Origin of the sequence: Barnesiella sp. B2-R-119, from assembly GCF_023656675.1 — a bacterium.
GTDB classification, from domain to species: Bacteria; Bacteroidota; Bacteroidia; order Bacteroidales; family Barnesiellaceae; genus Barnesiella; species Barnesiella intestinihominis.
The window spans coordinates 679,605-694,059 of sequence record NZ_JAMOKL010000001.1; the positions used below are offsets into that span (position 1 = coordinate 679,605).

The window sequence follows — 14,455 nt, forward strand, 5'->3', positions numbered from 1 at the left end:
TATAGGGGAGGTGGCACGCAGTGACGGAGGGATTAGTTCCAAAAAAAATCCTATATGCCTCTTTTTACCCCCTCTCTTCGTCTCCACCGCTCCTCTGTCTCTCCTCTATACCGCTTCGCAACACAAGGGTGAATGGGAAAGCCTTCTCGTCTTACCGGCAAAATTACACGATAAAAGAGTGTCGCAAAACTCCTCCCCTGCCGTGTCCCGTAGTATTACGGGGTGTTTTGCAACGCAAAATATAGGGGAGGTGGCACGTAGTGACGGAGGGGTTAGTTCTAAAAAAATTCTGGTAAAGATTATCTATCTTATGAAAAAAATCGGGAGCTTCCTTTTACCCACCTTTTCTTTTGTAGAAAAGAAGCAACGACAATCTACCTCACATCTAATGTGCGCCGCATCACAAAATGCTCGTCGAGTTCTTCGGTTTTGAGGTACAGTTCCACTTCGTAACGCCCGGCTGGGAACGGGCTTGTTATACCGTTCGGGCCTTCCAGCCTCATAGAACTGGATACTTCGAAATCTTGTTGAAAAATATCTTTCGAGTCCAGTTCATTAGTGACTGCATCTTGAACACTGGTATAAACTAAGTTACCCTCCATATAGAACTTGAATATCAATTTCAATGAATGTCCTTTTTCAAGCGAGCGCCACTGGAATCCGGCTAATAGCCTTTTGTATGTATTGGCTTTGAAAGATTTCTGTTCAATGATTTTTCCCTCGTAGATGTGCAATGCGCAATCATAAGTAACCCATTGTTGCACTTCTTCATCGGTATTGCAGAAATGAAGCACCAAAGCCAAAGGTTCGATCCAGCCTCGCTGCTTGGGCGATTTCACGACCTCGAATCGCCCACGACCCATTTCCCGACTCTTATAGTAAAGAGTGTAAGCATGAGTGCCGGGGGCATAAGAAGTACCGGAATCTGAGCCCCAGCCACATATTTGCAACCATTGGGACCCATCTCGGGGAGTGAGTGTGACAGTGTGGTCGAACGATTTGATTTTGCCTGTCCTTTCATTCTTGATCTCCACACGGTAAGTAACCTTGCGCACAACGTCCGAATAACAGGTACATCGGCAACGCATTTGCATATACTTGGGCTCCACGAAGTTGCCCGTATTCCAATCATCTATCACTTCACCGTTGCCGTTGATATTACGAAATTCAAAGTTCGAGACAATATGAATCCACCCCATGCTTTCCCAAATGTCTTCCAACGGAGCTATTTCGAGCGGAGCGCTGATAACCACATGATCTTCTTCATCAAGAATATCGAACCGCCATGTACCGACCGAAGTGAAATGATCTCGCTTTTCCGAACCCCACCACGGAAATTGCGCCGACATCTTCTCAACGGGTTTTAACGGGGCATCGAAGTCGTAGGTATGAGTTTTTCCGCTTGGTTCGGTAATGCGTACTTTTATCTTGACAGTGCGGTCGATGCGCGATGTCATCTTCACCACAGGCATAATATAGCGCGAGTCGGTATAAAGTTTGCTACTTGGCCGGGTATTGCGTTTGCCGTCTTTACCCACTTCGCAAAATTCGAGCGAATGGATTTCGTACCCGCGGTCTTTCTTGAACAAATCGAATAATCCCATAGATATCGAGACAAGGTTAATGAGACAATATGCGAATTTATAAAACGTTATAAAATTTGCCAAACTATCTGGGGAAAATTTACAGCGACCCATTTTTCGCATGATACCAAAATACGCAAAAATCAAAGTCTGGAAGGGATTCAAAAATTATTTCTCGAAGATACATTTCTAATATAATATAGCACAAACCGAATTCTATGCAATAGGAATAATCTATTATCTTTGCATTCGTTTACATATGCTCCATTCAAAATAAAGAAAGAGACAACTAAACAAAATCGGCCAATATGAGTAATAATATTGAAAATCTATTTACACAATATTATCAGATATTGCGCGCCTATGCATTACGTTACGTTCAAAACCAAGATGCGGCAGAAGATATTGTACAAGACGTATTCTTCGAATTATGGCTACGGCGTAACGAGATAGATTTCGACCTCCCGATGAAAGCCTATCTATTCAAATCGGTTTTGAATAAATCGAGAAACTATATTTACGACAAACGCGTAAAAGACAAAATAAGTTTCGATTCGGATAACGATATCCAGTTCATAGACGACTACTTACAATCGTTCGTCGTTTATCAGGAAGATTCCCTACTATTGAAAGATTTGGATCGGGAAATAAAAACCTATGTCGAATCTCTGCCCGAGCAATGCCACCGTATATTCATCATGAGTCGTTCCCTCAATTTGAAAAACAAAGACATTGCCTTGCAACTGGGGATAAGCATTAAAACCGTCGAAAAACAAATAACAAAAGCCTTGTCGGGACTAAGAAGTCATTTGAAAAAAAATGGATTGCTATCCTTTTTCTTCTTACTGTTTTCAGGATTCGAATAAAAAATAAATTGCTTCGTATGGACAGACAGAACGAAATAAAAGAAATAGATAGACTCATCTTGAAATATCTCGAAGGAGAGGCTTCGAAAGATGAAAAGATCGAGTTATACCGTTGGATCGAACTTTCGGAGGAAAATAAGACACATTTCAAAGAAGCACAGGAACTGTGGCTATCGACCCAAGCCATACTCGCACCGAAAGAAGATACGGAAAAAGCATTACGGCGTTTCCGTTCTAAAATCAAGAACTACAATCGCCGCGGCAAAACATTCCGCAAACCACTCTACTACATTACCCAGTGTGCAGCCATAATAGTGATACTATTAGGCTTGTATTACTTTTTCATAGGAGAATCTAACCCCGAACAATACGCTTGCGTAGAGATGGCAATCGGTAACAAAGGTTGTATTACCCTCCCCGACAGCACGGTGGTTTGGCTCAATTCAGGCAGTAAATTGACATACCCCAGCCGGTTTTCCGATAAAAAAAGAAAAGTCCGGCTCAACGGGCAGGCCTATTTCAAAGTCTTCCACAAAGAAGATCAACCATTCGTTGTCGAAACCAACGATATGGACATAAAAGTTCTCGGGACCAGCTTTGTCGTCAAGAATTACATACGAGACGAAATCATCGAAACGGCATTGGTCGACGGGCATGTAGAAGTCTATTTTCCCAATAGTTCGGTTCCTCCCATAACTTTGCAACCTGCCGAGCAAGTCACATACTCCCGCAAGACGAAAGAAACGAAAATATATACGCGAAAAGATAGTAGTCTCTACCACATTTGGGCACAAGAAAAACTACTATTGAGCAATTGTGAATTGACAGAAGTCATAGAAAAATTAGGCGCATGGTATAACGTAACAATGACCTGTACGAACACTTCCCCTACCCCTGTCTATATGACGCTGACGGTCAGGGCAGAACCGCTGAAAGAAATATTGCAAACGCTCAAATCGATAGCCCCCATAGATTATCGTTTCAATAACGACACGGTCTACATTGAGCACAAGCCAAATAGTTAAAATATATTAATACACACTCGTTAAGGTAGGGCATGCCCACTCTTGTTTGTGATAATTATAGAGTGGAGCACATGGAAAAACACAACCGACATATAGACGAACTCATAACGAAGTATCTGGATAAATCCCTTACTCGGGAAGAATGCGCCGAACTGCGCCGTTATTTGGCAGAAGACAAAAAGCATCTCGCATATTTTGCCGAAATAAGAGACCTATGGTTATACAATACGGCTCTGTGGCAACCGGTTATATCCACACGGTCGGCTCTCGAAAAACTGAAAAAGAGAATAAGGAAATATACTTCTCTCGTAAAAATCAGAAGAACAGTCTATTACGCTTCCCAGATTGCAGCCGTTATTGCGATAACCTTTATCTTTCATACCGTAAAGGAATCCAACGCCTATTCCGCCACAACCCATACGGTTCTCACCTCGACCCACAAATCGGAAGTCACTCTACCCGACGGCACGATAGTATGGCTCAACAATAATACGAAACTCATTTATCCCGAAGCATTTTCATCGACAGAACGATCCGTTTATTTAGAAGGCGAAGCCTATTTCAAGGTCACGAAAAACAAAGCACGTCCGTTTGTCGTGAAATCACAAGGACAAGAGATTAAAGTGTTAGGAACATCTTTCAATGTGCGAAACAGACCGAACGAAGACCTTGCGGAAACGACGTTGATTTCGGGAGCCGTATCCCTCCGTTTCAATAATGACTCCGTGCCCGTCAGATTAAATCCGAACGAGCAGATAACCTACTCCAAATCAAATCAATCTATCCGTAAAGACACGGTCGTCGCTCATGAATATATAGCATGGGCTACGGAAAAGATGACATTCGACAACGACAGATTCACAGATGTGATCTCATATCTGGAAGACAAATACCAACTTCAAATAATCTGCCCGGAAGAAATCGCCGATACTTTATACCTGACCCTCGTCGTAAGGAACGAAACCAAAGAAGAGATATTCAAGGAAATAGCGCGTATCTCCCATTTGCAATACTCCATACACAACGATACGGTCTATTTCGATTTCCCGGAAAACACCGATTGTCAAACTTTACAACACAGCCTATGAAACACCATGAAGCGACCCTAACAAAAAACAAGCGATTCAATCATAAAGAATACGACCATTTCTCGTAAACACATCGAAAGAAGAAACCAAGTTAAATACATAAAACCATGAAGACCCTTAAACACAAAAAAACGATCACAAAACGATCTTCATTCCCCTACAAAGTCATAGGACTGGTTTTGTATCTTCTATGGGTTCAACCATTTGGAGCAAATCACCTGTACGCATCGGAACGGAAGATAAACATCGAGGTAAACGACGTGACATTAATCGATGTACTGAAACAAATAGAAGCTCAAAGCGACTATGTGTTCTTCTATAACAACGCAGACATCGATACTAAGAAGAAAATCAGCATTAATATGAAAGATGCGAATATAAAAGACGTTCTGGATAAAATCCTGAACGAATACTCTTACCGCATCAACAATAAAAAGATCATCATCACCGCCAAACGTCAGGCCCTCGTTCGCACAAACAAAATTAGCGGTGTCGTCTCCGACGATTCAGGACAACCTATTATCGGGGGCAACGTCTTGGTAAAAGGTTTAAACAAAGGAACCATGACCAACATCGACGGGAAATACACAATCGATGTACCCGACAGTGCAACGACTCTCGTTATCTCCTACATCGGATATAAAAAACAAGAAGTTGAAATCGGTGACAGAAATTATATTCCGGTAACTCTTCAAAAAAACGACGTTCTGATGGACGAAGTAGTGGTTATTGGTTACGGGACGGTTAAAAAAAGTGATTTGACGGGAGCTGTATCGAGTGTCAAAACAGAGAATCTGCCCATCGCAGCCAACACTTCTGTCACACACATGTTGGCAGGACAGGCCGCCGGAGTAATGGTAAAACAAAATTCCGCTCAACCGGGCGGAGGAATCGAAATATACGTCAGAGGTGCTGCATCGACCGGTGCAGGGAATGACCCTCTGTATGTAATCGACGGATTTCCCGTCACCAACAAAAGCGTGGAACCCGAAAGCGGGAACCGCTACGAATATGGTTCCCGAAACCCGATGAACTCGTTGAATCCCAACGATATCGAATCCATAGAAATTCTTAAAGATGCCTCCGCCACTGCAATCTACGGAGCAAGAGCTGCCAACGGCGTAATCTTGGTCACGACCAAAAGAGGGAAAAGCGGGAAACCCATAGTAAAATACAACGCCAACTATTCGATTCAAACAATAGCCAAACGACTGGAAATGTTATCGGCTAAGGAATTCATGAATGTTTCAAACGAAATATCCTATCAAAAATGGCGCATGGATAATGAATTATATCCGTATGGCGGAGAGCTGGAAGAAGACGCTTTACCCTACAAGAGCAATCCATATAGTCCGGAAGAAATCGCTGCCGCCGGAGAAGGGACCGACTGGTTCGGGCTGCTTACGCGCGACGGCTCCATCAACCAACACAACGTGTCTGTTTCAGCCGGTACGGAATCCACACGATTTTTGGCATCTTTGAATTATTACAAACAAAAAGGAGTAATCAAAAATTCCGATTTCCAACGTATATCGGGAAGAATAAACCTCGATCAAGATTTAGGAAAATACGTCAAAGCCGGTATCAATGCAACATACAGCACCATTTTCAACAATAATGTCCCATTAGGAGAAGGTAACGCCGAAAATTCCAGCCTGCTGAATTCGGCATTGCATTACGACCCCCTCGTCCCGGTAAAAGACGAATCGGGAAACTATGCGCTGAGTCCCACACTGGGCATGATTCCCAACCCGGTTTCAATGCTCGAAATTACAGACCAGACGCAAACCGATAGATTACTGGCAAACGGCTATATCGAAGCTACATTCTGGAAAGATTTGAAAGTAAAGCTCAATATAGGTATCGACAAAAATCAAGGTCGCCGCAGTACCTATCTTCCCAAATCGACGCTATACGGAAAACAAGAAGGAGGAAAAGCCAATATCAATGAAAATAGGACGGTCGATTTATTGTTCGAACTAACAGCCAACTATACGAAGCAGCTTTTCAAGGAAAGAGACAGATTGGAAGTATTGCTCGGGTATTCATACCAACAAGAGAACTGGGACGGATTAGGAGCCGGCAGCTCTCAATTTTTCACCGATTTATTCCTATGGAACAAATTGGAAGCCGGGAATGTGGCCCGTCCGCCGGTAAGTTCTTCCAAAGGCAAAAACGAATTAGGTTCTTATTTCGGCAGAATCAACTATTCCCTGCTCGACAAATACCTGTTTACATTCTCTTTAAGATATGACGGCTCTTCGAAATTCGGTAAAAACAACAAATGGGGTCTTTTCCCATCGGGAGCATTCGCTTGGAAAATGCAGAATGAAAACTTTTTGAAAGACGTCGACTGGTTGTCCGAATTAAAATTAAGAGTCAGTTTTGGGCAAACCGGAAACAGCAATATCGGAGGCAATGCCTACGAATACTATGAAGCCGGTAATCAATATGTATTCGGAGATGCTGTACAAACAGGCAGTATCAAAAGCCAGCTCGAAAATCCCGACCTCAAATGGGAAACGACGACAGAGTTGAACGTGGGTCTCGACTTCGGATTTCTAAACAACCGAATCACAGGATCGTTTGAATATTTCCACAAAGTAGTCAGCGATTTACTCGCCTTCCGCAAACTGAATTCCTTGATGGAAGTCTCTACTATTGCAGACAACATCGGAGCGACCCAAAGCACCGGGTATGAGTTTTCTTTAAATACGGTAAACCTTACCGGCCCGTTCAAATGGAACACAACATTGAATATATCCTCCTATAAAGACCGATGGAAAGAACGCAACCCCGATGTAGTCTTGGCGCCTTATGAAAAAGAAGATGCACCTATCCGGGCTATCTATGGATGCGTATCCGACGGTATTCTGCAAATAGGAGAAACTCCTCCTGCCTCCATGCCCGATTTATTGCCGGGACAAATGAAAGTAAAAGACCTGAACGGGTTTGACCCGAACGACGGTTCCAAATTGCTCGGACACCCCGACGGCAAAATAGATGCAGCCGACAGAATCTATTTGGGAAGTACCGACCCGAAAGTTATCATCGGATTCGGCAACATGTTCGAATACAAGAACTTCGACTTGAATATTTTCTTCTATGGCATGTTCGGTCAATACGTGGCCAATTCGAATCGGGCAAAATACGGGCCCTCCGGTTGCGAATACATCTTGCAACGGCAAAACTATTCGAAAGAAGTATTGGAACGGTGGACTCCCGACAATCCCACGAACAAATTTCCATCGGGATTTTACAGTGCCTACTACGGAGGAGATGACTGGCTGCTCGAAAAAGTATCGTTCGTACGTTGTAAAAACATAACATTGGGATACTCTTTCCCGCACAAATGGATACACAAAGTCTTTTCACAAGCCAGAATATACGTCGATGTTGAAAACCCTTTCATCATTACGAACTATCAGGGATTAGACCCGGAGATGGATTCAAAAGGCGGATATCCGTCTCAAAGGACATATTCGATAGGTATAGATATCACATTCTAAAAACACGTACACTATGAAAACAAAATTCAAACATATACTGGTTATTCTATGTCTCTCGATGATTTCATGCGAGGGAAACTTGGAACCGGAACTATTCGATCAAATTACACCCGAAAACTTTTTAACCAACGAAGACGACGTAAAGACTGCTGTCACCGGTGTTTACGCCGAGTTCCGAGGGATATCCGAATGGGGACGGTACAAAACCTCTTGGGGTTCGGTAATGACGCTTCAAGAAGTCCCCACCGACCTATGGGCCGCGAATTGGTTCTATAAAGCCCATACAGATTTCATGTGGAAAGCAACCGACTATTTCGTCTGTGAAATATTCGAATTTTTCGTGCCGGCCATAACAAAAGCCACAGCTTTAATCGCACGTATACAAGACGCTCCTGTGAGCGACGACATAAAAAATCGATACATTGCCGAATTGAGAGTAGTACGGGCGCTCTGGATGTACGATCTGTTCGACCTGTATGGGCCGGTTCCGGCAATCACCGACCCCGAAAAAATACTCAATCCCACTCAGGACTTTACGGTAACTCGTCCCTCTCGGGAAGAATACATCACATTTGTAGAAACCGAATTGAAAGAAGTAATCAATGCCAAAATTTTGCCTGTCGCATGGACAGGTAGCGACTACGGTCATGTAAGTCAGGCAACGGCTATGATGGTACTGCTCCAACTATACATGCACGAAGGAGGCTACTGTCGGAACAAACACGTCGGCGACTATCTGGATTATTTCAAAAAGGCCGAACAGGTAGCCAAAGACATCATGGATTTACAATATTATGAATTACAAGCTGAATTCAAAGACATTTGGAGTCCTCAAAACCAACACAACAACGAAATCATCTTCGCTCTTCCGAGTTTTCCCATTCCGGTAATGGGGAACAACTTTCTTGCCCATGTACTACCCACCGATTACAAGTCCCAGCAAGGTATCCCGCTGACCGGTTGGAATGGATTCAGAACCCCGTGGGAAGTATACGACTCTTTCGATCCGGCCGATAAGCGCAGACAAGTACACAAAACCGAATACTGGAATGGGAAAGAGATGGTTACAGGACGTACCGGAACTCTCGAATATGGAGCTTTGCCTATGAAATATCAGGAAAATGCAAACACCGATGGGACGAATGATGCATCGGAATATGTCATTTACCGGTACGCCGATGTCATCATGTTACGTGCCGAAGCTAAAAACGAAATTTTCGGCCCGGACGGGGGAGGCACACCCACGGCCAAAGAACTCCTGCACCAAGTCTGCCGCAGAAGTTTCGACAATTACGACCAAACCGACCACAAAAAGAAAATAGACCAAATAACCGACATAGATGCTTTTCGCGCTCATCTGCTTCAAGAAAGAGCTTGGGAGTTTATTTGGGAAGGTAAAAGAAGAAGCGACATGATACGACACGGCGTATTCATTTCCAATGCAATCAGCCGGGGTAAAAATCTGGCGAAAGACTACCACGAACTATATCCTATTCCTCAACAAACGATTTATGAACTTAAAATAAAACAAAATGATGGCTACTAATCAAAGAAATCTTTTGAAAAAAGCGACTTTCTGGTCTTTATGCTGCCTCCTTTTCTCTGGACCGATATCTGCCCAAAAGGTATATCCGGCATACGGGTTAAACGACTTCGTAGAAACCGCCGATCCCGAAACCTACGACAGCAAACAATGGGACGATCTTTCTTCGGGACTTCACGCCGCATGGGGGTCGATCGATACTTTGTACAAAAAAGGAAATGTCCCCGCAAATAAAATAAAACAAACGAAAGCCGTCGTATGGAAAGGCGAAAAAGTAAACTTCATCGCATTGGCTTATACCAAAAACGAGATAAAAGACGTAAAATGCGTTACCTCCGATTTAAAAGGTATATCTTCCATCATTCCGGCGGGAAATGTCAAATCGAACTTTGTCCGATACACACTCTCCGACAAGTTCAAAATTTCAGACGAAATATTGGCTTGTGCTGCTCGAACGCCGCATAAAACAGAAAACAGCCACCTCGTGCCCGATGTTCTCGATTATATCCCCCAAATGACGATACCGGGAAGAACCACTCGCCCGATATGGATTACAGTAGAGATTCCGCGAGACATACCGTCGGGAGAATATACGGGAGAGATATTTATTCGTTCGGCTGCGGGTGAAGACCAAATACTGTCTTTGACCGTAGAAGTACTCGACCACATAGTCCCCGCACCGAAAGATTGGCAATTCCATCTCGACCTTTGGCAAAACTGTGTTTCGGTAAAAAGGTATCATAAGCCTACCCTATGGAGTGACGAACACTTCGAGATACTGGCAGAGTATTTTAAAATATTGGCCGATGCCGGACAAAAAGTTTGCACCGCCGTAATCAACCACGGAGGACAAAGTTTCGACGACTGGTACGAAAGTATGATTCTATGGACCAAAAAAGCCGATGGCACTTGGTTTTATGATTATACGGTATTCGATAAATTCGTGAATATGATGGCTTCGATAGGAATCGACCAGCAAATCAATTGTTACTCGATGTATCCGTGGGGAGCTACACGTTACTTCGACGAAAAATCAGGCGATTGGATTTCTATACAGCCGGAACCCGGCACACAGGAATTTGCAGATTTTTGGAGGCCCTTCCTCCTCGATTTCCGGGAACACCTCAAAGAAAATGGCTGGTTCGAAAAAACAGCTATCGCTATGGACGAAAAACTCGAACCCATTATGGCCGGAGTAATCTCTTTCATCAAAGAAACAACCCCCGACTTCAAGATAGCATTGGCCGGTGGTTATATCCCCTCCTTGCAAGAAGACATATACGATCTGTCCATCTTTGTGGGTCACCCCACTACATCGGAGAACATGCAGGCTCGGATCGCACAAGGTAAACCCACGACATTTTATACGAGCTGTTCATGGCCCGAACACCCCAACCAGTTCACATTCTCGCCTCCTGCCGAAAGTGCTCTTGTCGGGTGGTTCGCATACGCTCAGGGATATACGGGATTCTTGCGTTGGGCCTATAACATTTGGGTACAGAACGTTCTCAAAGATACCCGCTGTGCATCGGCTCCGGCAGGCGATCAACACATGGTATATCCCGGACCTCGCAACTCTGTAAGAATGGCCCGCCTACGTGAAGGCATCCAAGATTATGAAAAGTTACGAGTCATTATGGAACGCCTGAAAGGGCTGGGTACGCCGGAAGCCAACGAAAACATTCAAAAACTGCAAAGAGTATTGCAAACATTCTCATTGGGAGAAATCAGCAAAGAGACCGACAACCGCATCACGAGCTTGGTGAACGACGCAAAAGCCGTACTGACCGAAGTCGCAAAAGCAACGCCCGTAAACATGTCCAATCTGGTGATTCCATCGAAAGACCGCAATACAATCGAAATTTATCCCAATCCCACGGACGACAAACTGTTCATCTCCTACGATGGAGATACAGAAAAGATAAGCTATCAAATATGCTCCACTTCGGGACAAGTATTGCAAACATCGAACACGAAACCCGTCTATAAATACATAAACATCAAAAATATACCATCGGGTAACTACATTATAAAATTCAATGTCGGATCGCAAGTTATCAGTAAAAAATTCATTAAAAACTAACCTTAAAAAACAAAATCGTATGAAACCGAAAAAAATTACTTCATGCATGTTATTTGCCATGATTTTCAGTTGCGGAATGTCATTACAGGCTGCAAACATCAAAGCTGTCAACTTTATCCACGACAACAGCATCAGAGGCTGTGATATTCACCTGTCCCAAGAAGGGAACAAGTACTTCGCCGATGTCTACAACCAACAACAGACCATCGAAATGTGGATGCGTATAAGCGAAACCCTCGACGCGCAAGGCGGCGTATTAATAAGCACTAAAAGTGCATTCGTCGATGATCCTGCCAATGACAACAAATCAGGGGGCTACGAACTGATGCTGCAACCCAACGGCTGGGCGAGAGCTACATTCTGTGTCGGTAACGGAGGTAACGAACCTAAATGGGTCAATACTCAGTTACAAGCCGGAGAATGGGCAAAACTGTCTATGGTGATAGACGGGAACAAACTGATCTGCTATAAAAACGGAGAAAAAACAGTGGAGGAAACTTTCAGCGCACCGATAGCTGTTGGCACAGGAGACCTCACATTGGGCGCCAATCCCAACTGGGTAGACGGCGAAAAATTTCAAGGAATGATAACCGATGTCAGAATTTGGACGGTAGCCCGCACAGAAGAAGAAATAAAATCCGATTTGAATTACTATTTCGCCTCAAAAAAAGAGAACCTCTTTCTCAACTGGAACATGCAGGAAGGAGAAGGCACGACATTGAAAAACTTGATGCATTCGAGTAGAAACCAAGCCTCGATAGTTTTAATCAACGACATGGACGAAACAGGAATCGAATGGGTGGACAATAGCGGCTGCCCGATATACGAGGAGGGATCGTCGAGCATAGAAACTGCTCGGCAAAAACAAGCGGCCTATATCAGCGGAGACAATATTCTTATCGACGGTGAAAATATAAATGGAGCAGCACTATACACGATAGACGGAAGATTGGTCATGAGCATTTCATCACATCATAACACCATAGACATAAGCGATTTAACTCCGGGGTACTATATATTCAAAGCAATAATAGACAACAATCCGGTATCTTTGAAATTAAGAAAATAAAATCGATCGCTTACACGTTATGGCGGGCTTCTGATTTACAGAAGCCCGCCATTTTTTTATGCTTCAATAAAATAGCGCAACAAAATACCGTCCCTATACAAAACACAAGAGAGGAAAATGAATCATAATATAAAAATTAAAACCACTCCTTAAATAAGTAAAGTATGAAGAATTTGACTAAATTTGCCGATAGTAGATAAAACATAGAGATATGAAAAAATATTTGAGTCTGCTCATTGCTGTCCTGTTTACATTATCTTTAAATGCCGGCGGAGGGAAAGCCAAAATAGTTTTCGACTCCACCCGTTATGATTTCGGTTATATTCAGGAAGATAAAGGAAAGGTAACGCACTCTTTCAAATTTACCAACGGCGGAGACGCCCCGTTAATTATCATAGATACGCGTAGTACCTGCGGTTGTACGGCATCGCATTTCACCAAAGAGCCTGTCGCCCCTGCCGGTACGGGTTCGATAGACGTAACTTTCGACCCCGAAGGGCGTCCCGGGACCTTTCGAAAAGAGGTCAAAGTCTATACCAATGCCGGAAAAGCATCCATAAAATTGATTATCGAAGGGATTGTTGTACCTAAAAAATAATAGTTATGAAACAATTGATTTTAGGATTGATTCTCATTTTTTCCATAACCGTATCGGTAGCCCAACCGCAAATTGTATTCGATAATAAAAATCACGATTTCGGTACATTCGAAGAAGAAACAGGTCCGGTCACTCACGATTTTCGATTCGTCAATAGTGGGAACGAACCCTTAGTTTTGCAAAACGTGCGTTCCACATGTGGCTGCACCGTTCCCAAATACACCCGGGAACCCATTGCCCCCGGAGATTCCGGGAGCATTAAAGTGACCTACAACCCCAAAGGACGCCCCGGTAAGTTTTCAAAACCCATTTATATAACGACCAACGCTTCGGGCGATAGAGAGACGCTCCATATCAAAGGAGTCGTCATCGGATCAAAATCCCGTAGAGCGACCAATCCCTATAAAATAGGAACCCTATCGTTACGCAGTCTGCACATACCGCTGTTCGACACCCCAAAAGGGCACGTAAAAGAGGGACATCTATTCGTCCGCAACGAAGGAAAAACAGAACTGGTTCCTACTTTTAAAAATGTCCCTTCTCACATCTCGGTCGAGATGATACCCGCAGTTTTGCACCCCGATGAGGAAGGTCTTATAAAAATTTATTACGATCCCGACGTTGTCGACGACTGGGGGTTCCGACGCGACGAGTTTGATTTGGGACTCGACAACGGCTCCTCGAACGACTTCAATACGGTCACGGTATCGGCGAACTTGCTGGACGATTTTAGCATCCTCTCGCCAGAACAGCGTCAAAACGCCGGACACATCGAGCTATCGAGCAATGTCATAGACTTTGGTATCATCAAAGGGAACACTGCTAAAAAACAGACTTTGAAAATAACGAATACCGGAAAAAGTCGGTTGACGATACACAAAGTGGCGAATGAAAACCGCTCTCTGAACATAAAACTGAAACGAAATACGCTCAACCCCGGCAAAACGACCGAGTTGGTTATCGAAGCAGACCCGTCTATGGCTCGTAACAATTTATTGAACAGCCGATTGATGGTTATTACCGATGACCCCGAAAGACCATCGGTTCCCATACGGGTATTAGGTTCTTTTGAATAACTCTTAATTTCTTGA

General features: G+C 43.7%; 10 protein-coding genes. 9 read left to right on the top strand and 1 reads right to left on the bottom strand.

Going from position 1 to position 14,455, the window contains the following annotated elements; translation table 11 throughout:
* Positions 1-374: 374 nt before the first annotated feature.
* Positions 375-1,604, bottom strand: a complete 1,230-nt coding sequence (locus tag NBH06_RS02550; protein WP_250792614.1) for a hypothetical protein — start codon at positions 1,602-1,604, stop codon at positions 375-377.
* A 287-nt stretch (positions 1,605-1,891) separates the two neighbouring features.
* Between NBH06_RS02550 and NBH06_RS02555 the strand changes: the two genes are divergently transcribed.
* The 9 genes from NBH06_RS02555 to NBH06_RS02595 all read left to right on the top strand — a co-directional run bounded on the left by NBH06_RS02555 (position 1,892) and on the right by NBH06_RS02595 (position 14,440).
* Positions 1,892-2,449 carry an RNA polymerase sigma-70 factor gene (locus NBH06_RS02555; RefSeq protein ID WP_250792616.1) on the top strand — a complete coding sequence of 186 codons (558 nt, stop codon included), beginning with the start codon at positions 1,892-1,894 and terminating at the stop codon, positions 2,447-2,449.
* A gap of 17 nt (positions 2,450-2,466) precedes the next feature.
* Positions 2,467-3,474, top strand: coding sequence for a FecR family protein (locus NBH06_RS02560; protein WP_250792618.1), 1,008 nt, complete (start codon positions 2,467-2,469; stop codon positions 3,472-3,474).
* Positions 3,475-3,545: 71 nt separating this feature from the next.
* A complete protein-coding gene (locus NBH06_RS02565) occupies positions 3,546-4,562 on the top strand; it encodes a FecR family protein (RefSeq protein WP_250792620.1) in 1,017 nt (338 codons plus the stop codon).
* A 107-nt stretch (positions 4,563-4,669) separates the two neighbouring features.
* A complete protein-coding gene (locus tag NBH06_RS02570; protein ID WP_250792621.1) occupies positions 4,670-8,071 on the top strand; it encodes a TonB-dependent receptor in 3,402 nt (1,133 codons plus the stop codon).
* Between the two features lie 13 nt (positions 8,072-8,084).
* Complete coding sequence (locus tag NBH06_RS02575) at positions 8,085-9,617, top strand: RagB/SusD family nutrient uptake outer membrane protein (protein WP_021891951.1); 1,533 nt, start codon at positions 8,085-8,087, stop codon at positions 9,615-9,617.
* The gene (locus tag NBH06_RS02580; RefSeq protein WP_250792623.1) at positions 9,604-11,697 is read left to right on the top strand and encodes a glycoside hydrolase domain-containing protein; all 2,094 of its coding nucleotides are present in this window, start codon (positions 9,604-9,606) and stop codon (positions 11,695-11,697) included. The genes NBH06_RS02575 and NBH06_RS02580 overlap by 14 nt, the downstream gene beginning before the upstream one ends.
* Before the next feature lie 19 nt (positions 11,698-11,716).
* On the top strand, positions 11,717-12,766 hold the full coding sequence (locus NBH06_RS02585) for a LamG-like jellyroll fold domain-containing protein (RefSeq protein ID WP_250792625.1): 1,050 nt from the start codon (positions 11,717-11,719) through the stop codon (positions 12,764-12,766).
* Positions 12,767-12,977: 211 nt separating this feature from the next.
* Positions 12,978-13,364, top strand: coding sequence for a DUF1573 domain-containing protein (locus NBH06_RS02590; protein ID WP_155012118.1), 387 nt, complete (start codon positions 12,978-12,980; stop codon positions 13,362-13,364).
* A gap of 5 nt (positions 13,365-13,369) precedes the next feature.
* Entirely contained in the window at positions 13,370-14,440 is a 1,071-nt protein-coding gene (locus NBH06_RS02595) for a DUF1573 domain-containing protein (RefSeq protein WP_195342809.1), read from the top strand.
* Positions 14,441-14,455: the final 15 nt, after the last annotated feature.